At 53.4% G+C, this 20,144-nt stretch carries 16 protein-coding genes; 8 read left to right on the top strand and 8 right to left on the bottom strand.

The features are described from left to right. Positions 1–36: 36 nt before the first annotated feature. Positions 37–696 carry an HNH endonuclease gene (locus CR155_RS15585; RefSeq protein ID WP_199171784.1) on the bottom strand — a complete coding sequence of 220 codons (660 nt, stop codon included), beginning with the start codon at positions 694–696 and terminating at the stop codon, positions 37–39. 493 nt (positions 697–1,189) lie between these two features. On the opposite strand from CR155_RS15585, the gene mobF reads away from it, so the two are divergent. Beyond that, a complete protein-coding gene (gene mobF / locus CR155_RS15580) occupies positions 1,190–4,087 on the top strand; it encodes a MobF family relaxase (RefSeq protein WP_102070966.1) in 2,898 nt (965 codons plus the stop codon). A gap of 356 nt (positions 4,088–4,443) precedes the next feature. On the opposite strand, the gene CR155_RS15575 is transcribed toward mobF, so the two are convergent. Further along, entirely contained in the window at positions 4,444–5,688 is a 1,245-nt protein-coding gene (locus CR155_RS15575) for a hypothetical protein (protein ID WP_102070965.1), read from the bottom strand. A gap of 279 nt (positions 5,689–5,967) precedes the next feature. On the opposite strand from CR155_RS15575, the gene CR155_RS15570 reads away from it, so the two are divergent. Together CR155_RS15570 and CR155_RS15560 are read left to right on the top strand one after the other, a co-directional pair. Then, positions 5,968–7,149, top strand: coding sequence for an HNH endonuclease (locus tag CR155_RS15570; RefSeq protein WP_102070964.1), 1,182 nt, complete (start codon positions 5,968–5,970; stop codon positions 7,147–7,149). 1,237 nt (positions 7,150–8,386) lie between these two features. After that, a complete protein-coding gene (locus CR155_RS15560) occupies positions 8,387–11,317 on the top strand; it encodes a DEAD/DEAH box helicase (protein WP_102070963.1) in 2,931 nt (976 codons plus the stop codon). A 207-nt stretch (positions 11,318–11,524) separates the two neighbouring features. Here the strand turns inward: CR155_RS15560 and CR155_RS15555 are convergent, their stop codons facing one another. From CR155_RS15555 to CR155_RS20820, 6 genes are all read right to left on the bottom strand, one after another. Continuing rightward, the gene (locus tag CR155_RS15555) at positions 11,525–11,755 is read right to left on the bottom strand and encodes a hypothetical protein (protein ID WP_102070962.1); all 231 of its coding nucleotides are present in this window, start codon (positions 11,753–11,755) and stop codon (positions 11,525–11,527) included. Positions 11,756–12,145: 390 nt separating this feature from the next. Continuing rightward, positions 12,146–12,343, bottom strand: coding sequence for a hypothetical protein (locus CR155_RS15550; protein WP_102070961.1), 198 nt, complete (start codon positions 12,341–12,343; stop codon positions 12,146–12,148). Between the two features lie 50 nt (positions 12,344–12,393). Beyond that, positions 12,394–12,873 carry a single-stranded DNA-binding protein gene (ssb, locus tag CR155_RS15545; protein ID WP_102070960.1) on the bottom strand — a complete coding sequence of 160 codons (480 nt, stop codon included), beginning with the start codon at positions 12,871–12,873 and terminating at the stop codon, positions 12,394–12,396. Positions 12,874–12,950: 77 nt separating this feature from the next. After that, positions 12,951–13,751, bottom strand: a complete 801-nt coding sequence (locus CR155_RS15540) for a DUF3560 domain-containing protein (RefSeq protein ID WP_102070959.1) — start codon at positions 13,749–13,751, stop codon at positions 12,951–12,953. A 565-nt stretch (positions 13,752–14,316) separates the two neighbouring features. Next, positions 14,317–14,850: a JAB domain-containing protein gene (locus CR155_RS15535; RefSeq protein WP_102070958.1), complete on the bottom strand. Its 534-nt coding sequence runs from the start codon at positions 14,848–14,850 to the stop codon at positions 14,317–14,319. Between the two features lie 373 nt (positions 14,851–15,223). Then, the gene (locus tag CR155_RS20820; protein ID WP_158238285.1) at positions 15,224–15,394 is read right to left on the bottom strand and encodes a hypothetical protein; all 171 of its coding nucleotides are present in this window, start codon (positions 15,392–15,394) and stop codon (positions 15,224–15,226) included. Between the two features lie 60 nt (positions 15,395–15,454). Between CR155_RS20820 and CR155_RS15530 the strand changes: the two genes are divergently transcribed. The 5 genes from CR155_RS15530 (at position 15,455) to CR155_RS15510 (ending at position 20,135) form a co-directional block, all read left to right on the top strand. Beyond that, positions 15,455–16,678, top strand: coding sequence for an SIR2 family protein (locus tag CR155_RS15530; protein ID WP_233214372.1), 1,224 nt, complete (start codon positions 15,455–15,457; stop codon positions 16,676–16,678). Next, positions 16,678–18,528, top strand: a complete 1,851-nt coding sequence (locus CR155_RS15525; protein WP_102070957.1) for an ATP-binding protein — start codon at positions 16,678–16,680, stop codon at positions 18,526–18,528. Before CR155_RS15530 ends, CR155_RS15525 begins: the two co-directional genes overlap by 1 nt. Positions 18,529–18,670: 142 nt before the next feature. Continuing rightward, positions 18,671–18,871 (top strand): helix-turn-helix domain-containing protein, encoded by a 201-nt coding sequence (locus tag CR155_RS15520; RefSeq protein WP_102070956.1) that lies wholly within the window; start codon positions 18,671–18,673, stop codon positions 18,869–18,871. Next, entirely contained in the window at positions 18,868–19,482 is a 615-nt protein-coding gene (locus tag CR155_RS15515; protein ID WP_102070955.1) for a DUF1819 family protein, read from the top strand. The genes CR155_RS15520 and CR155_RS15515 overlap by 4 nt, the downstream gene beginning before the upstream one ends. Beyond that, a complete protein-coding gene (locus CR155_RS15510) occupies positions 19,479–20,135 on the top strand; it encodes a DUF1788 domain-containing protein (protein ID WP_102070954.1) in 657 nt (218 codons plus the stop codon). Before CR155_RS15515 ends, CR155_RS15510 begins: the two co-directional genes overlap by 4 nt. Positions 20,136–20,144: the final 9 nt, after the last annotated feature.

The following is a 20,144-nucleotide window of genomic DNA, read 5'->3' as shown; positions in this document are numbered from 1 at the left end:
GATTTAACTTGTTTGAGTTGTGTGTCGAGAGTGTCATCAGCGTGAATGTCTTATGTCGAAGACATCTATAAGAAGGCGAGCTTCACCCGTCGGCTTAATTTCGGCATTATCCAACTGGCTGCTTTGGCTGTGACGGTGAGCCTTTGCGACTGACTGATTGATCCTTGTCGCTAAAAGTTGAGCTTCTTTCATAAAGCTTTGTATCTTCTCCCAGTTCGCCCAGTGCTCCTCCCAAACGAGCAGGCCAACTACTTCTTCAAAATCTATCTTCGTTGGCTGGCCCCATTTCTCATAGTTCCGTATTTTTTCGATCCTATATTCGAGGTCGGAAATTTTTCTTGATGCCGGTGATAAGAGCGCTGAACTCCTCATCCAAGCTTCCCACTCTTTATTCCCCTTGGACTGATTGCATTTACCGCATGAGGGAATCAAATTGTGTATTTCCGAAATATTGCCCGTCGGCCTCTTATCCTTCACTAGCGGCCTTAGATGATCCCACTCCGTTGCCTTGTCGCCACAATAGGCACAACAATAACTCTCATGATCCATACCTAAAACTTCTAGTGCTTCTTTGATTTCCTCATCGGTGGGAGGCACGACGGGGATTATCGAATTAATAAATGCATTGGTAATACTTGAAGACCTACCGGTGATCTTCATCGGAGTGGGCATTCTAAAGAGTGCTTTATATGGCATGCGTTGTTGCTCTAGCAGGTATCAGGCCGCAGGTTATGTATTGGACGGCGCCCGCGCGTTCAACAATGATATACCGCGCATCGTCCAGCCGCTAACCCGTTGAAATACCGCAATGTTAAGCTCTTTTCAGAAGAGTAGCGGTAATCACAGTGTATACAGCATGGCCCTGCTGATTGAGTATGTTGCCTTTGCCGGCCTATATCGGTTTCGGGTCGAAACCGTACGCAAACAACAAAGAACGTGGAGGACTGAAAAGTCGACAGTTCAGATCAATCGCTATTCAGCTTTCTCATACTCATGAATGGTGGATCACCCGTGAACTTGAAATATATAAGCGTCTTCACACAGCCTCGGTCCTTAGCTGCGGCACAGGTATCCACAGAACCTGTGGATAAACGTGTGTAAATCCACTCCCCCTTCCGCTCAACGCTAGCATTGGCGCGCCCAAGCGCTCACTGGCTAACCCCTCGCCATCCCATCTTCCGGAGCCACCATGATCTCGCACAGCCAGATATACCGCGCCCGTGCGGCCCTCGCTACCCATTACTATGCAGACCAGGCCGATGACTACTACCGCCGTGACGGTGGTGCCGCCACCTGGCAAGGCGAAGGCGCCCAGCGCCTTGGTGCTGTCGGCGACATCAACCCCGCACGCTTAAAAGCCATGCTGCATGGCGATTTTGGTCGTGGCATCGCAGCGGGCCGGTCAATCCGCAAGGATGCGAAAGCTCGCGCCGCCCTCGATCTCACCTTCGGTGCACCCAAAAGCATCACTTTGCAGGCCCTGATCGGTGGCGACGAACGCCTGATTCACGCCAATGATAAAGCGGTGGCTGCTGCCCTTGCTTATGTCGAGCAGCATCTGGCCATGGGCCGCCACAAGGAAAACGGCAAGTCACGGCTAGAACACACAGGCAACCTCATCATTGCCAAATTCCGCCACGAGACAGCACGCCCTACCGAAGGCGCTGCCCCGGACCCCCACCTACACGTCCACGCCCTGCTGATGAATCTGACGCAACGGGCCGATGGCAGTTGGGTGGCCTTGTCCAATGAGCAAATCTTCAAACTGCTGCGCGTGACGGATTCGATCTACCAGGCGGAGCTGGAACGCAATGTCCGGGCGCTTGGGTACGCGGTTCGCCATGAAAAGAACCATATCGAACTAGCCCACATTAGCCGCGAGCAGATTGAGTTTTTCAGTAAACGCAGCGCCGGTATCACTGCTGAACTATCTGCACGCGGCACCAGTCGTGAAGAGGCCCCTCACGCCCTGCGCCAAGGCATCACCCTGGCACACCGCCAGGCGAAGACTCAGGAACTCAGCCGCACAGAGCTGCATCGCCAATGGCGTGACGCCGCTACCGCCATCGGAATGCAGTTTGATCAAGCCAGGGAGCAAGCAAACATCCAACCGGCACGGATATTAGGGCAGCCATCTGACCTGGTCGCACAAGCCTCACTGAACTGGGCGATCCAACATCTGGCCGAAAGAGAATCCGTCATGCCTTTGGCGGATTTACTGCAAAACGCCGTTCGCCATGCCGGTGGCCATACGGACATCACAGCCATTCAAGCGGCGATCCGGAGCCGCGTGGAGTCCGGCGCACTGATCCGAGAAGCACCGCACTACCGCAGCACCCAGGACAGGCTGGCTCTTCCCATGACGCGCGAAGGCTGGGCCACAGAGGTCATACGCCTGCGCGGCCTACCCCAGGGCACAGCCCTGCAACTGGTTGACCAAGCCATTGCAGAAGGACGCCTGCTGATGGAAAGCCCACGCTATGCAACCCGAAAGGCCTATGAAGCCGAGTCCAGGATACTATCCGCTGAGCAAACAGGCCGCAGTGCCTGGCAAGCCACGATTGCCGCTACCTGTGCCGAAAGCAGCTTGGACACACGCCTGAGACCAGGCCAGCGCGAAGCTGTCATGCTAATCACGACCGGCCCCGATCAAGTCGCCGGTATCCAAGGTCTAGCTGGCACTGGCAAATCTTTCGCTCTGCAAAACGCCCAAGCCATACTGCAACAGCAGGGGTACACCATGGCGGCCCTGGCCCCTTACGGCGGAATGGTTCGCAACCTGCGCAAAGATGGAATACCGGCCAACACGATTGCATCAGTGCTTGCAGCTTCCGACAAACGCCCCTTCACCAACACCCTGGGGCCGAAAACCGTCGTAGTGATTGACGAAGCCGGAGTCGTGCCGGTGCGACAGATGGATAAGCTGCTGGCCCTCATTCAGCCGACAGGCGCAAAAGTCGTGTTGCTGGGTGACACCGCCCAGACCAAAGCCATTGAGGCAGGCCGTGCGTTTGCCATGCTGCAGGAAAACGGGATGAAAACCGTACTGATGGCAGACATCCAGCGCCAACGCTCTGAACGGCTGCGTCAGGCGGTGCAGTTGGCCGCCGAAGGCCAAGCCAGCCGATCCCTGCCGCTCCTGGATCAGGTGCTCACCGTCCCAGATCAGTTCACTGCCGACGAGCATGGCCACAAAAGCCGGAACAGTTCCGCCCGTTATGAGGCCATTGCTCAAGCCTTTGTACGGCTCCCGGCGGCAGACCAGGCAGGCACCATCGTGGTGACAGGCACCAACGCTTCTCGCGAAGCCATTAATGCACGGATCCATACCCTGCTCGGCCTTAGAGATAAAGGACGTCAATGCCAGCTACTGGCTCGCCACGACACCACCCGCGCAGAACGCAGCGTAGCGCGGTATTACACCGTGGGCGACATCGTCGTTCCCGAGCGGGACTACCAGTGCGGTTTAAAGCGCGGTGAGCTGTACCGCGTGACCGCCAGCACACGCCATGACCGCATCACCGTCGAACCCTTCCTGCCCGGTCCGTCACCCACGCAACCAGTGGAAATCATCCCGAAAACCATGAGCAAGCTATCGGTCTACCACCTGAACCGGGCAGAGCTGTCTGTAGGTGACCATGTCCGTATCACACGCAACGATGCCCATAATGACTTGGTCAACGGACAACTGGCGAAGGTCGCGGCGATTGATGCAACCAGCGTCACCATCGAATCCAATGGTCGCCACGTACAGCTGCCTACAGATCGACCGCTAAACATGGACTATGCGTACACGACCACTGCACATAGCGCCCAAGGGCTGACCTGCGACCGAGTTCTTTACAACGCCGAAAGCTTCAGCCGCACAACCGCCCAGGACACCTACTATGTCAGCATCTCGCGCGAACGACACGAGGTCGTTGTATTCACAGACGATGCGAAAAAACTGCCTGAGCGGGTGGATCGGCTGACGTACAAGGGGCTGGCACATGACCTGCAGCCGGTGGCGGCCAAAGACCCAATCCTGGTTCAGCATGGCCAGGACGTCGGCACGCCACGGGCGGAATCAGAGCTGGAGATAGGATAACTAGCCGCCCCTTGCTCTCTATTCCACATACAGTCTGGTTAACCTAACAAGCAACTGCAGCTGCGTCAAAGTCGATCTGTTGTCATGCCCGGCAGATATCGGCCAGGAGCGGACGGTCGGGTTCCAGCCCACTCAGAATGTCCTAATCTGAATGCAGACATTCCATGCCGAAACCTTGAGCCCCCACTTCCGTCAAATTTCAGAAACCCAGCCTTGTTTGACTGCGAATCCTGCAGGCAAGTGGCCGGTAGCCAAGCCAAATACGTCGAACATATGCTTTCACATCAATCACGTTGGTCCATATGCGTGGGCCAGGAATCACCAGCACGGTTCTTTCCTCGCAAGTTTAGCCGTGCTTAACCATGCGGCGGTGCCCCGTCGATGTGCACTCTCATACCTGGATAATAGGTCGTGATTGGATTGTCCACGGCGTCGGGGTCTTCCAATGCACGACGCACTTGACTAGCGATCTCGGACCTATAAGTATCAATCTTAGGCACGAATGCATGGATCCCGCTTGTGTCTATACGGACCGTTCGAATCTGATTGAGATCAAAAGGAATGCGGTCAGAAGCACGCACGAGTTGCACAACTGGCAGACGTATAGCATGGCGTAAGGCCAGCTCGTAGAAAACGTTCGGATTGTGAAATGACAGGTCTGCAATGACGAGCCGAGAGCGCAATAGGTATTCAATAATCTGGCGAGTTATTGTTCCCGGCTTATCGATCATGTCTGCACGAACAACGGTGAGACTAAATTGCTCAAGTGCCGGTTCGACTAGTGAGCCGAGGAACAAATCGGCATGTTGCCGCTGCTCGCTACCGTCCTCACCGATAGGCGTGACATAGAAGCATGTCGTGTCAAAATGCGCATGCTCAGTTGTAATGACTGCATGGCTTCGACCCTCAGATCGGGAAATCTCGCGTTCTGTCTGAATCCCTCGCCCTGTTTCATTGACTGATTTGCGCGCTGTACCTTGCGTACTCGGGAGCGAATCAAGCAAATGGTCAACCGTCACGATGCGCTCAGCTCCTGATAGAGTCTGTAAGAGCCCGATAAAACGGAGATTGACGATGAACGTATCGACGCACTCTTCGTGCATTCCATCAGGCACACCTACTTCCTTGGCGGCATCGATAAGTGCGGCCCTCGCGGGAAGCTTATTCGAGACGAAACGGCCATAAAGCGCTGCAAACGGAGGAATACTGTCAATTGCCAGCTTAGCGCGAGCCTTCGTCTGCTCACGCGGCTGTATATCCGCGTCAATTGCCTTAAGGCCGTCAGCTGTCACTTTGAGATGTTCAGCTGCGTAGCTTCCTTCGATTAGGCCGTATTTGTTAGCGTTAACGATAAGCTGTCGGCTGGGCCCGCTTTCAGGTGACTTTTGCAGATGATCGAAGATACTCAGCCTGCGAACGGGTTGGCCACTGCCGAACGTATAGATCGCTCTAGCGAACTCCAAGGTCTCTTCGAAAGGTGCCGCCGGGAAAGGGCGTTGGCTTCGCTTGCGCTTCTCTGCGACAGCTTCCTCAACCCGCTTATTTGCGGCCGCTGCCGGGTCAGCAATCGTTGCTGGGACAGCTCTCTTTCCACGCGACATAACGTTCCTTTTTCTGCAATTGCCGAGTCTATGCAAATCAGCACAGATCAGCCCTGTGACGACCCCAGGCTAACCTTCCTCGTACCGTTTGAATGCAAACGGCCACTAAATGTTACCTTGGATAGGCCGATTTGGGTCGGATCGAGACTCTGATGATAGGCCCAAAACGGCGAGGAGCAGACGTGAAGTGGTCATCGCAGCTTCAAGAAACGCATAGACACATTAAATCTCTTTTTGTGTTACTTAGAGGCATATTCACTTTTCGAGAAGGAGTAGACGATGGCGAGTCCATTTATCTGTCTTTACTGCGGCCAAGAGAAACAACAAAGCGAATCCAGTCTTGAACATGCCATTCCCCAGTTCATGGGGGGCAACTGCGCGCCAAAGATTTTTCAGCTTACTAACGTCTGCACCACCTGCAACAACAGGTTGGGCTTGTGGGTTGATGCCGCTTACGCCAAGTCCTGGTTTATCACCAACTCTCTGGCAGAAGCCGCGCGCTTGCTTTGCACTAAACCCGATGATCCAGGCCTACCACTTCGTTGTATAGGTCCGGCACAAATTCCAAACCTTGTAGTTCCCGAAGGCCACGTCGCTGAACACTGGATCGGCCCTTCGGGCGAAACTGTTACCTGGATTCGCCCGCATGACGAAAGGATGGATGGTTATACGGGCGGCAATCCCATTGATACGAAGAAAAAATCATCGGTAGCGTATATCTTTCCTGTATCGGAAAACCCTGGGAAATGGGAACTCGGGTTCCGCAGCTTTCATCGTGCTTTGGAGAAGCGAAAGGCACGCAAGATTCTGGCCGCAGCGATTCGAGAGCACAATGGTAATGAAGTGGATCCGACGATTTTGGGCTTCAATTCGCCTACGACCGAGGAGGCTGGCAATCGCGAAGCCATCCGAGCAGCCATTTACGCCGGAAATATTCCTGTCCGAGTTGCTGTGGATACAAAATTCGATTTGCGGTTCATGTGCAAGCTTGCGCTCGGCGTTGGCTATTCGCTTTTCGGCGATGTCTTTTTGACACAGCCTACGACAGCCGAAGCACGCAAAGGCGTCTGGCCTCCTGGTGATGGAACAACGTCGGCAATACGAGGAATGTCAACCTTTTCCGCAGTAGATGCTTCCTTTGCGTACTTGGCAGGCTACCCTGGAGCAGTGACTATTTTCGTTATGCGAACTGGTCCCTCATGGATGATGTCCGTATCTATTAACGAGAAACTCCCCCTCGTCATTGAGCTTGGGCCAAGTTCAATGACGAGTCACCATGTGAACGTGGAGGAGGGGTATGCACTGCTATTGTTTCCGTATCGGGATAGCTTTGTAGCGCTTACGGTGGCTGAGCTTATCGCCCACAAGTCTGGCGTCATGAGGAATGCCGCGTTAGAAAAGATTGATGCCATTCGCGCCGCTGCGAGCCAATTCGACGTCCAGCTAGCGAACGACGTCTAGGTCCGCTTTGGGTCGAGGTTGTGTGAAAACGCGGCCATAGCTCACTTTCAAGGGTGCTCTTACCAATCCCGAGTGCGAGAAAATTGAATGTCGGACGTTCTGGCGGGTCTATTTTTTCAGATCCAGTTTATTTCTGCGTTTTCACACAACCTCGGTCGTTTCCTGCCTTACAGATCTGACAATACCCGTCTGCTCAAGTATGAATCAGTACCTCTGACATCTTCCCGTACGCTTGGTGCCACAACATTGTAAGGCCCCTGCCGCCCATAGGTAATCATCACGCAGCACTCATGTTGTCGCCTTGCAATCAAAATGCAGATGGAAGGCAGTCGGCGTGTAGTCGGTACGTTGCTAGCGGCAGGTGTCCGCGCCGTCTACCAGAAACAAGGCTACAACTGTAGCCGGATATCCGTTCGATAAATCAAGGTCTTACACTGTTCTTTCGCTCTTTATGTCCTACAGCGCAGCTGACCGCTGTTCGTTTTCAACCTATTGAAAAGCAAGCGCTTTTTCTACCCCGTCAGGGGTGCGTCTTGTGTGGCACTTTTAAGGCCACAAATGAGCGACAGCGAATTTGGGGATTTGACGGTGCCTGCTAGGCCGAAGGACTAGCAACGTCACATATCAGGGACCCATCGAAGATGGGACACCAACCCTACTCAGTTGAAATCCGAGACATGGGTTCTACCGCAATAAAGCATATGCAATTGCTATGTGACACCGACCCGAGCTGAAGTTGAGAGGTTTTGGCATATTGGCAACCGGAACCAGCCTCGATGGTGGGAGGCGACCGTTCACCCTCGTGCCATAGGCCCATTTGCCCATTTACCCATTTACCCATTTACCCGAGCACACGATATCGGGTGTGGACCGGTTACGCAAGGTAGTCTTAATTTAAACCTTTAGCAATGTTATGATTCTTTAAGAAACAGTTGTGAGGACATGGGCTCTGCGCGCGTTCAGGAAATCGAAATATCAACCGCAGTGTGTTCAACAAACATTTGCAAGTCATCCGCTTTGGGTTGCCGCCTATATTAAGAAAGGCGAAAGGTAAGTTTCGACCAAAAGCGGAAGTTAGTGCAATGAAGCCGGATCACCACTCCACAGCGGGTGCAGCAATTCATTCGCTGTCTGCGAGTAGGACTTCCCGGCCAATGATGGTTAGTCGGTAAAGTCGATTTTCGGGCAGATCGACAATCATAAGGTGCCATCCAGCGCCTCCACGGGGAGATAGTAGATGGCATATTTTCAGGAAAATGCAGGCCGACTTGTCATCCGTGAAGGGCAGGCACCGAACACTGGACTGAGGAGAGGGCAAGTCGGTGCCCTTTATGCGCTCACCGCCCATTTCATTGAACGACAAGAGCCGGCCATCGTGTCTCTGCCCACCGGGTACGGCAAAACGGCGGTATTAACGGCGGCGTGTTTTCTAGCGAGGGCTCGGCGCGTGTTGGTCATCACTCCGACTAGCCCCCTTAGAACACAAGCTAGTCGAGCCTTTCGAACTTTGGAGACACTCAGGCGGCTGCAAGCACTTCCGAGCGAAGCCGATATGGCCGGTCCAAAAGTATTTGCCGTGAACGAGAGAATCGGCTCGGTGGCAGCTTGGCAGGCACTTGAAGAGTTCGATGTAGTGGTCTGTACCCCTCATTCAGCCAGCCCCGAAATAGAAGGCACACCGCCGCCGCCTGATGGGCTCTTTGACCTGATACTTGTTGATGAGGGACATCACTCACCGGCACGGACCTGGGCGGCATTCATCCGCTCCACTCCTAACGCTAAACATGTCTTGCTGTCCGCCACGCCGTTTCGTAGAGATCGGCGGCAACTTCCAGGCCGGCTTATTTTCTACTACTCATTGCGCCGTGCGGTTGACGAAAGCGCATTTGGGAAGGTGATTTTTTGCCCAGTCGTCGTTGACGCTGACGCCTTGCAAGAAACACGAAATACGGCCCTGATTACCCGTGCGGTAGAAGTCTATCGCCAGGATGCCGCAGCAGGATTGCAGCATCGTCTACTCGCACGCACTGCACGGGTGACCGATGCTGAACATTTGGCCGGACTGTATGTGGCCGCCGGCTTGCGAGTCGAAGCTGTCTCAAGCCGGAAATCGACTCTGCAGGTCGAAGACATTGAGCGTCGCCTGATTGCTGGTGAACTCGATGGTGTCGTGTGCGTCGATATGTTCGGAGAAGGTTACGACTTTCCGAAGTTCAAAATCGCCGTTCTCCACAGCGCTCATAAATCGCTGGTGCCCACGCTTCAATTCATTGGCCGCTTTGCCCGTACAAACGATGAGCAAACTGGCACAGCTACATTTCTGGCCGTACCGCGTGACATTGACTCGGAGAGTGCAGAGCTCTATCGCGATGGCGTTGATTGGGATATTTTGCTGGCCGATGTCGTTGAGGCCCGTCAGCAACTGGCCCTGCGGGAGCGAGAAACGCTGCAGTCATTTGCACTCACGGGTAATCCATCAGCTGACTACGAAGCTGTCAATCCAGGGGCGTTCCGCCTGTCGCAGCACATCGCAGCGTATAGAGTGCACCAGGCACCAGACTTCTCGGAAGCTCCTGAGACGCTTAAGTCCTTGCATGTGACCAACGCATGGCTCAGCGATGATAGTACAACGTATCTCCTGCTGGCCAAGTCTGTGCGCTCACCGGTCTGGTATCGCGATGATCACCTTATCGATGCCACGCATCAGTGCTTCTTGCTTCGATACTTCCCCACATCGCAACTACTGTTCATAACGGCCACAGATCGTTCCGAGCGGTACTACGCCGAATTGCTGGAGTTCTTCGTCGAGGGGAATGCGACACCGCTCGCGTTCGAGCAGATTCGAAAGGTGCTTAATGGCATGACCGAGCAAGAGTTCTATAGCGTCGGAATCAGAAGCAACTCGCCGACAGCCACTGCGGAGTCCTATCGAATAGTCGCAGGCAGCAATGCCGATAGAGGCGTTCGTGACACCGATGCGGCAAATTTTTCGCAGGGCCACTTCATGGGGCGGGGCCAAGTAAATGGGCAGGCTGAAATCATCGGTGCGAGCGCTGGAGGGCGGGTCTGGTCAAACGGAAAACAGTCTATTCCTGATATCATGGACTGGATGGCAGCATTGCACGGACGCGTTACTGCGGACCTGATCAACATTGGTCGTTCTGGTTTGGACTTGCTACCTTTCGGCGAAGCGCTTCAGCGCATTCCGGCATCGACATGTATGACGGACTGGCCGAAGACTGCGTATCGCGACAATCCCCAAGTGCTCATCGGCGAAGGCCACGACGCAATCCGAACTTGCGTACTTGACCTCGAAATTGCCGATATTGTAGTTAATGCTGACGGATCCTCTCTGTCATTTAGAATCGGTCAGGAAGACCATGCACTGCGTGTGCACTACCGGCTTAATCAAAGCCCCCAGTTTTATCTTTTAACGGAGGAGCCGCGAATACGCGTCGCTGCCTCAGAGGGAAATTTAATCGCTATTGACGAGTGGCTGGAGGACTGCGGCTTGGTGTTCTTCACTAAAGAATTGGACTCCTTCACACGCGGTACGCTGCAGCGGCGTAGAGCGAGCGCAGGAATTCGCCCTGACAGTCTGGTCGAACATGATTGGAGAGGATGCGAGATTGGTATTGAGTTTGACGCGACTGACCCCGCACGGTTAACGGTTCAACGTTTCCTGCAAAACCATTTGATGGACCTGCCAAATATCAGCTTCATCATCTATGACCACCGATCTGGTGAAGCCGCCGATTTCATCGTTGGACAGACCGTGCCTGGCGATCGCTTGGCGATTTCGCTTTATCACTGCAAGGGTGCTGGCGGACCGGTGTCGGGCGAGCGAGTTGACGATGTGTATGAGCTGGCAGGGCAATCCGTGAAGTCGGCAAGATTCCAAAGGAAAGATGACCTCTTGCGTCATGTTGACCGCCGCACACAAGTTCGGGCCAACCGGGGCCATTCGCCACTCCTGGTCGGCGAGCGCGACGACACGCTGAATTTGATTCGGACCTATGACCCAATATCCATCACCTTGACTGTCTACGCGGTTCAGCCCGGACTTTCGGCCAGAGGGTTGGTTGAAAACGTGCGAGCCGTGATGGCGGCGGCGAACGATAGTCTCACGTCTCAAGGCGTCGACCTTCGATGGCTTATCAGCGCCTAGAAATGCGATACTGAGCGAGCATCAGCGACCAGTCTTGATACGCTCAACCGATCATCGTCGATGAGCGCTTCATGTAGCTTTCTTTCCCGTAGCTGTGCCAATGCCTGTCAAACCAAGTCTTAATCAGTACAGATTAAGCTGACGATACAGCATTCCAAGCGATTTGGCCTAGGCAATTCTGCTTGAGTTCAGCATGAGAACGATTCCTCATAAACCATACTTTAAAAGTATGACTTTCAGTTGCTGAACAGCCTCTGGCGCCAGCCTGATGCTTTGGCTCTTTTTTCCCCGTATCTGCCTAGATGACGAGCCGTAGGTATCAAGTTGAAGGTACTTATGACCCTCAGCATCCGTAACCACATCAAACGTGCATTCCGCTTCTGTATGTTTTGAGTCCCGATCCAACGCCTGATGTGCGATATTTTTGACTATTGCCATGTGAGTCCTATCTTTGTCTAACTGAAAATAGACGACAAGCCCGACGTAGTCGCCTAAACCAATCCAACGCTTCCATTCTCACCGAGTAGTAGTTACCAATGTGTATTCTGGTAAACCTAAAGAGCTTTGGATTGGCTGGCACTCCTCTTCTGGCCGAAAGCAGCTGTTACCAGCCTCACTTTAACGTATCTAATCATATCTGCCTGGCTGTGTACTACATGCAGCTTCTTCGCTTTGCACCCGGCTCAGTAAGCGATAATGGGTCCAATGCAATTCAGAACGCACTGCGTTCCAGATTGAGATTGGAAAAGCCAAGAAGAAAGTGCGCATGTGGCGCAGGTTGCCTCGCCGGGCGGTGCCAACGTCATCACCCAGCAGGCGCTGTGGTAGCTACTCTGACATTTTTAACAATAGCTTTACGGTCTGAGACAATGTCAGCCCGTCGTTCCAGGCTGACGCCAACACGTCATTACCCTGTAATTCCTGTGCTTCTATCATCGCCTGAGCATCTGACCATGTCATGTCGCCCTGCTCACTCAACAAGTCATATACAGCGCTTTCCCAATCGTTTCGTGGTTCGGATGCCATTCTGTCTCCCGTCTTAATTGATGCCCCAGCAAAAGCTGGGGCAGACCTTCTTACATGCACAGCCAGCTGCGTCCCGCTCCTGCCAGATTGAACGGTATATCATCCGCCACGACAGCACCGCCACTCGTGGGGGCAGGAGCAGAAGCAGCCTTACGCGCTGCAGGCTTAGCTGACGACGCCTGGCCATCTGCACCACGGCCCCCGAGCATCTGCATCTGCTCTGCGACGATCTCGGTGCTGTAACGGTCAGCACCCGATTCTTTATCCTGCCATTTTCTAGTCTTCAAGCGCCCTTCTACATAGACCGCACTTCCCTGGCGCAGGTACTCGCCGGCGATTTCTGCCAAGCGGTTGTAGAACACAATCCGATGCCATTCGGTTTCTTCTCGCTTCTCGCCTGTCGCCTTGTCTTTCCAGCTTGTTGATGTGGCCACGGAAATAGTGCAGATCCCGACTCCATCCGCGCTATAGCGGATCTCTGGATCGCGGCCCAAGTTACCGATAATAATGACTTTGTTGACTGATGCCATGTTGTTGCTCCTGATAGTGGTTCGGCGTAATCTCGCCGACAAATTTCCCAGGCCGATAAAGCGGCCTGGGCTTCGGTTTAGTTATCGGTCGAGCCGTTCAAAAGCTGCATGACGGCTTTCGCCTGCCTGATAGCGGCGTTGTTCAATTGACGCACCCACGCGCCACGGGTTGGGCTCCACCGAAAACCATGGCGTTTTAGAATTTCGCGAGTGGCCTTTTCCGGTTTACCTTCGAACATAAACATCACACGGTTCTCTTCCACGTCCTCAGCGTATGCATACCCCGTCCCCTGTATGCGGATTGGCTCGCGCTCCTGGTTTGCCTGTAGTTGTTTGATCCGTTGCTGAATACGGCGAATGTTCGCGTTATTGTTGGTCAAGGCATAAGGCGGGAAGCCTACACGCCCGGCATAGTCCGGCGTGATCAGCTTCTGTGCGCTTTCTTCCGAGTACCCAAGCTCAAGCAAAGCACGCCGTTGGCCCTCTGAATCTCCCTTATGCTTACGGATCACCTGGTTGATCTTCTTCTTATGCTCCTGATTCGATGTGAGTTGCTCTACCTGGCGCATGAGTTTTGCTATTGCATCCGGGTCATCGCTGGATACTCCCCCATCGCCTACAGCAGCCGCCTTCTTCACATAATGGTCAGCCTTCTTTTGCAGATCAAAGGCTTTGCCGTACGTGTTATGGATCCGCTGCCGGTAATTGCGGTCTCGGCCTTCGCTATGGTGGCCAACTAGGATCGGCTGTCCGAACGGAATCGCTTCACCCATTTGCTTTGCGCGGTCATAGGTGGTTGCCGCCTGTGTCTCGGCCTGCACTGCCCTGGCCTCTAGCCTGGCCTTACGATCCGCCTGCTTTGCTTCGTAGTGGTTCATGTCGCTTTCCTTCAAAAAGTGCGCAGTGGCGCGGTTGTGATGTCATTGCTGACCGGGCCTGAAGATTCTTGAGCCCGTTTGTAGGTTTTTGCTGCCGGGTTGTATGTTGGTCCCATCGCGTTTTACCGCCAGTCCTGTGAGTTCCATCGCCCTTGCCGTGCTGAATCAGGCAGTGACTAGCGGAAAGGGGGAAGATTTGTAAAAGTCGCGTAGCGGGTTTTATGAACACTCCCTTGAAGCGCCGGAACGTAGTGATACAGTCGGCGTTTTAGGGCGATGGAACTCTTAGGACCAGGCATGCTGTGTCACGACGCACAACCCGGCAGCAGCCCGCGCGGCGAGCGCCACCATCACCGAGCCGGTGATCTAAATTGAAGGTAGTTACTCAAGATGTATCCAGCTTGCGCCAGCAAGCCGCTATGCCCGTCCTGGTACACCGGGACGGGCTGCTTTTGTCGAGAAGGAAGAAAACGGATAACACTTGTGCGGCAGCACAAGTCCAACTTGCGCCGCAACGCGCAGCGTCTACCTGTGCAGGCGGGCTCTCACCCGCCTTGCTCCAGGTTTACACCTGGCCTCGTTCCGCTAACGAAGTAGTGTTCTGCCCGGTCACGATGATGTGATCCAGCAAACGAACATCAATCAACGCCAAAGCATGTTTTAAGTGCCGCGTCAGTGCCAGATCGGCCTCGCTGGGCTCAGGTATGCCGCTGGGGTGGTTATGCGACATGATGATGGCCGCAGCATCTAGGCGAAGCGCCGTTTTAACGATTTCGCGGGGATATACGCTGGCCTGCGTCAGCGTGCCGTGGCTCATTTCCATGTAACGGATCACCTTAAACTGGCTGTTCAAGTACAGTACAGCGGCGACCTCGTGTCCCATGCCCGACAATTTGGCCTGAAAATACCGTTTGACGGCGTTTGGGTTCCCCATGTCAGCCCGATCACCGATCAAGCTTTCGGCTGCGATCCGCGCGGCGGCCAGTACGTGCGAGTCAGTCGCGGCACGATACCGGCCTGATGGGCTGCGCACATAAAGCGTCTGCCCTGCGTTCATGTTGTCATAGCCCAAAGCTGCATTGTGGTTAACGTGTTCCATAGTCCTGTCCCTTCAAAAGCCAGTTGGTTTTCCTGCTGACCGGGGCCGAAGATTCCGAGCCTGATCGTAGGTTTTCGGCGTTCGCAGTAATACGGTTCCTGCGGGGTTGCCGCCGTTGCCGTGAGTTCGTCGCCTTGCCGTGCTGAACTGCTGGCCGGGGCTGATGAACAGGACCGTGGAATATATGGAGGGGACCCGCCTAGCGGGGAGGACGCCGTTTATGCCGCGAAAGCCAGGGCAGCGGACACGGTTGGCGGTACAGTCGGCGTTTTGGGCGGCGCACTCATGGCAATGGAAACAACAGCCCGATATGCACTGATTGCGAATGCTGGCCCGCGCGGCGAGCGCCACCATCGCCCAGCGGGCGGTCTGACTACAAGTGAGCTTGAGGATTATCGACCAGCGCGAGCGCCTGCTTCGGATGCTTGGTCCACGCAATATCGGCTTGGCAGGCTTCAGCCAGTCCCAACAAGGGATGAGCGAGAAGCGAAACCTGGAGCAACGCAGTCTGCGGAAGCAGAGGCGCAATGGGTGAGGCGAGCATTGAATTTGGTCACAGCAACACCAATCTGTTTATTTTTGATACATTCAAAAAGGCTCAGCAGTGATCGAGGTTGGCAAGAATGCCATTTTTCAATTAGTGGAGGTGTCAGTGGAAACAGTTGACGACGGATACTTACAGCAGCTTGATGAGTTTTTGAGCAGACCAAACCAAATATGGCTGCTCGGTGCTGGAGTGAGTCATAGCGCCGGCATCCCTCTGATGAATCCACTAACCGATCGAGTCATGGAGCTGTCCGCCGCCTCCACGCATAAACCACTATTAGATGCATTATTAGCAGAACTTCCCGACAACACCCATATTGAACATCTTTTAAGCCATGTTGGTGACTACGCCACGCTAGCCAATAGAAATCGTTCTCAAAAAGTCACTATTGCCGGTATCGAATACACCATAGCGGCTCTTGAAGAAGCACATTTCGAAATTCTAAAACACATATCTGAAACAGTGCGTTGGGGTTACCGCGCTGCGTCTGCGGATAATAACGATGCTGTCATCGGTTCATACAAAGACCCCATGGTCTCCGTAAAATATCATCTGGATTTTTTGAACGCGCTTATCGGCAAACGACAGGCGGGACTAGACAGTAGACGACCACCGATTCGTTTCTTCACCACAAACTACGACACACTTCTGGAAGATGCACTGGCTCTTGGATGTTTCCCGTACTGGGATGGGTTCTCGGGCGGATCAGTTGCGTTTAGAAACCACAGGTACGGCGACAAAGAGCCAACAACAGGTTTCCGCGGGCATGTCATCAAACTGCACGGATCGATTGATTGGCATTTGGGCGATGACGGTAAAGTATGGAGGGTTCGTGACCGGGATCTCTACCCTGAGCGCGCTGGCCGGGTTTTGATTTATCCTCAGGCAACAAAATACATTGCTACGCAAAGAGATCCTTTTGCTGCCCAATTTGATATTTTCCGGCGCGCACTATCTAACGGCAGCGACAATATTCTCGCGATATGCGGATACAGCTTCGGCGACGACCATATCAATCAAGAAATTGAATTTGCATTATCAACGCCAAGCAGCAAAACAACCATTCTCGCCTTTTGCCTTGAATCTGACGCACTTCCACCTGTGCTTGAAGCATGGCGCCGATCGCCTTGGGGCAAAAGAGTATACGTCATGACTCAGCATGGTTTATATGCTGGCCAGATTGGACCGCTACATGGCAGAAGCGATGGATCATCGTTGAGTTGGTGGACTTTTGAAGGCGTTACCAACGTACTTCAAAACGGCGCTGAAGGAGCGGTGTAATGGTTAATTTTGAGCTAGTACCTGATCTTAAAATCGGTAATATTGTCGAAGTCGCTGGAACAACTATCCGCGTTGAATTGAGCGGCGAAGTCACTGAACTAACACGTAGCTATCAAGGTCGGGTTTACCCAATCGGGCAAATCGGCAGCATCGTAAAAGTCCATTTCGGACGTCGATTAGTGTTCGGATTCGTAACGTTGCTACGAATGAGATCAGAGGAGTTAATAGAAAAAGGGCAACCCATTCCCCCCGAAGCAGACCAGCGAGTCATGGAGATCGAGCTGTTCGCCGAAGGAGTTTGGCAGGGAGCTAACAGCACTCTGAAGTTCACCCGTGGTGTTTCCACCTACCCATTGCCACGCCAAGGCGTATACCTACTTACACGTGACGAATCTGTCGACCTGTACAAATCAGCCGAAGGTCAGCTTCACGACGATAAAATCGATCCATTAGTTCCATTCGCCACGTATGTTGGCGCAGATTCAGCGCGCTGTCGCGCTAACATAGACAAAATGTTCGGGATGCACTGTGCCGTCTTAGGATCCACAGGATCCGGAAAGTCGGGAGCGGTTGCCGCCTTGCTTCACAGCGTGCTTGAGCACAAACCGAACAATAAAGATTTATGTCGACCGCGCATCATTATTATTGATCCGCACGGAGAGTATGGGCAAGCATTTGGAGATCGATCAATTGTATATCGAGCCTATGACCCCATTGGCCATGAGCAGGCTGAAGGCGAGCCTGTTCAACTTCCTTACTGGCTGATGTCAGCGGATGAATTTAGATTGCTCACAATCGGAAAGACCGAGTTTGAAGCGACCTCGCAGAACAACGTTATTCATAAAGCACTCACTTATGCAAGGTTGGTCGCTGCCGGACTGGTAGAGCCATCACCCACAAGTTACGGCGGCGGCGCACCGGAAGATGGCGGCAATCCTGACGACCCACGACCCAAAGCCGGCGTTGAGGCACAAGCAATTGTCGAGTTTGATCGGGACAAACCGCGCCCTTTCTCATTAGATGAGCTGATTAATCATATAACCTACTTGCAGGGAGCGCGCATTCAAGGAAACGTCTTGGGACGTGTCACAGACGGCGACTTCGCTAAAAATTTCAAATCAATCTTGGATAAACTCGCAGTCCTGCGCCGCGACCCAAGAATTCATTTTTTAATGACCAACTGGGATGAAAACTCTCCTACGCTTTCTCAAATTCTTTCCCAGTTTATTAACGAAACCCAGGCCGATGACGAGAACAAGAAGGATATCCGCATACTGGATATATCGGGCTTGCCAAACGAAGTGGCCGGCCCGCTGACCGGAATGTTGGCGAGACTGCTGTTCCAGTACAAGATCTATCAGACATCAGACGAGAGGAAAAAAGATCCAATTTTATTGGTTTGTGAGGAAGCACACAGATATGTTCCAGACCGCGGAGAAGCTGAATATGCCACGGCACAGACTGCAATTCGAAGAATTGCACGAGAAGGTCGAAAATATGGCGTGGGGTTAATGTTGGTAAGTCAGCGCCCAGCGGACGTTGAAAGCACGGTTATATCGCAATGTGGTACTTGGCTGGTCTTACGGTTAACGAATCAAGCAGATCAACAACATGTCGCTCGCTTTCTACCGGATGGCCTTTCTGGAATGACGAAGGCTCTCCCAAATCTCGCACAGCAAGAGGCTATCTTTGTAGGTGAAGGAGCATCACTACCAGCCCGAGTAAGAATTCGCAACCTTACAGACGACAAACTTCCCAGATCACAAAGCGCAAAATTTGCCGAAGGTTGGTCGGGACCAGGGTTAAGCAACGCAGAGATAGAAGTAGTGGCTGCACGGATGACTGGTTAACAGTACGCATCCAAAGTGGTTTTAATCGACTAAAGGGCCACGATCCACCACAACCAAACAACCACACAGCCCATACAGCCCCAAGCAAACCCAACTTAACCTGATAGAATTGACCCACAATCATTCTTTCAGGTTCACATCCATGCCGAATCGCTGGCTAAGCGTCGAACAAATCGCGGAACACTTGGGTATCAGCAAAGACACGGTCTATACCTGGATTTCCACGCGCAACATGCCCGCCCACAAGGTGGGGCGTTTGTGGAAGTTTCAAATACCCGAGGTAGACGCCTGGGTAAAAGCCGGTGGGGCCAGCGAAAACACGCCCAAAGGCGACAAGGCATGAGTCCACAGCGTTACCGGCTTTCCTTCACAACGGGCGGCCTCTTCCTGCAAGAGGCGCCGGTTGTGGCCGAGCGCTATCTGGTCGTCCGCGACTGGCAAGCAACACGCGCTCAAGTTCGCAGCGAAAATCTGCTGCAGGTACGCACCAGCACGGCAGCTACTCGGATCAGCAAAGAGCTGATTTCTCGGCTAGAGCTGCTGTCGCGCGAAGAGGTCACCCTGCTTACCACCGGCACCCGACGCGAACAGGGCTATGTGTTATGGAGCGCTACGTGCCGACGCTATGCCTTCATTCATGATTTTGCCGTTGATGTGTTGCGTGAGCACTTCCTGACGCTGCGCCATCAACTGACCCCAAACGACTTTGATGCCTTCGTGAATAGCAAGGCTGTCTGGCATGCTGAACTGGACGAGCTCGCGCCATCGACACTACAAAAACTACGACAAAACCTATTTCGCATGCTGCGCGATGCCGATCTGCTGTCCGACCAGGGGCTCATCCAGCCCGCCCTGCTGACACCACATCTTGCCAAGATACTCGCCACCCATCAGCCCGATAAGCTGAATATATTCCCAGCTGCGGATATCGATATAAGAAGGTGGCTCCAATGAGCTCGAAACTACGCCAACGCCCCATTGCCGAGCGCTTTGATCACTTACTTGCCGTTATTAGCGGCGAGCGCTTTCTGCAAATGAAGGGGCTGAATAATGACCTACCTTTCTATATTTGCGATTATCAACCGTCTGAAGCAGTACAAATGCAGCGCCTGCAGCGTCAGTTGGCCAATAAGCTGGGCGGTCTGAGCATCCCCTGCCTGGGTGGTCGTGGTGTTACGGTGTTAGAGATCAACCTATACGACCTATCAATTGAGCTACTGAAGGCTCGTGAAGGCAGCGAAGAAGGCATCAGCACGTGGGAGCAAGTCATGGCTAACGAGCCGGACTTCGACAAGGACGGCCTGCTGGAGATGCTGCAAAACGTGCTGGACCCGCGCGAGCATTTGATTCCAGCCATTGGCCAGCGCCTCGCCCAAGCAGAGTTTGATGTGCTGTTTCTTTCGGGCATTGGCGAAGTTTTTCCTTATATACGTTCGCATAACGTACTGAACAATCTGCAAAGCACGGCCAAAAGCAAACCTACCATTATGTTCTTCCCAGGTGAGTATAAATACTCGCTGGAGCATGGCGCTTCGCTGGAGCTATTTGGCCGTCTGCACGACGAGAAGTACTACCGCGCATTCAATATTTTCGAGACACAGGCTTAAGGAAGCGGC

Origin of the sequence: Pollutimonas nitritireducens, from assembly GCF_002849615.1 — a bacterium.
Classification (GTDB): domain Bacteria; phylum Pseudomonadota; class Gammaproteobacteria; order Burkholderiales; family Burkholderiaceae_B; genus Pollutimonas; species Pollutimonas nitritireducens.
Note: the sequence above shows the minus strand (reverse complement) of the source record. Positions and strands in the feature narration are given on the sequence as shown.

Bases quoted from the DNA above. Each gene is read 5' to 3' on its own strand.
- CR155_RS15535 (WP_102070958.1), bottom strand. From the start codon at position 14,850: ATGGAACACGTTAACCACAATGCAGCTTTGGGCTATGACAACATGAAC.
- CR155_RS15515 (WP_102070955.1), top strand. From the start codon at position 18,868: ATGAGTCCACAGCGTTACCGGCTTTCCTTCACAACGGGCGGCCTCTTC.
- CR155_RS15570 (WP_102070964.1), top strand. From the start codon at position 5,968: ATGGCGAGTCCATTTATCTGTCTTTACTGCGGCCAAGAGAAACAACAA.
- CR155_RS15540 (WP_102070959.1), bottom strand. From the start codon at position 13,751: ATGAACCACTACGAAGCAAAGCAGGCGGATCGTAAGGCCAGGCTAGAG.
- CR155_RS15550 (WP_102070961.1), bottom strand. From the start codon at position 12,343: ATGGCATCCGAACCACGAAACGATTGGGAAAGCGCTGTATATGACTTG.
- ssb (WP_102070960.1), bottom strand. From the start codon at position 12,873: ATGGCATCAGTCAACAAAGTCATTATTATCGGTAACTTGGGCCGCGAT.
- CR155_RS15520 (WP_102070956.1), top strand. From the start codon at position 18,671: ATGCCGAATCGCTGGCTAAGCGTCGAACAAATCGCGGAACACTTGGGT.
- CR155_RS15575 (WP_102070965.1), bottom strand. From the start codon at position 5,688: ATGTCGCGTGGAAAGAGAGCTGTCCCAGCAACGATTGCTGACCCGGCA.
- CR155_RS15510 (WP_102070954.1), top strand. From the start codon at position 19,479: ATGAGCTCGAAACTACGCCAACGCCCCATTGCCGAGCGCTTTGATCAC.
- mobF (WP_102070966.1), top strand. From the start codon at position 1,190: ATGATCTCGCACAGCCAGATATACCGCGCCCGTGCGGCCCTCGCTACC.
- CR155_RS15525 (WP_102070957.1), top strand. From the start codon at position 16,678: ATGGTTAATTTTGAGCTAGTACCTGATCTTAAAATCGGTAATATTGTC.
- CR155_RS20820 (WP_158238285.1), bottom strand. From the start codon at position 15,394: ATGCTCGCCTCACCCATTGCGCCTCTGCTTCCGCAGACTGCGTTGCTC.
- CR155_RS15560 (WP_102070963.1), top strand. From the start codon at position 8,387: ATGGCATATTTTCAGGAAAATGCAGGCCGACTTGTCATCCGTGAAGGG.
- CR155_RS15585 (WP_199171784.1), bottom strand. From the start codon at position 696: ATGCCATATAAAGCACTCTTTAGAATGCCCACTCCGATGAAGATCACC.
- CR155_RS15555 (WP_102070962.1), bottom strand. From the start codon at position 11,755: ATGGCAATAGTCAAAAATATCGCACATCAGGCGTTGGATCGGGACTCA.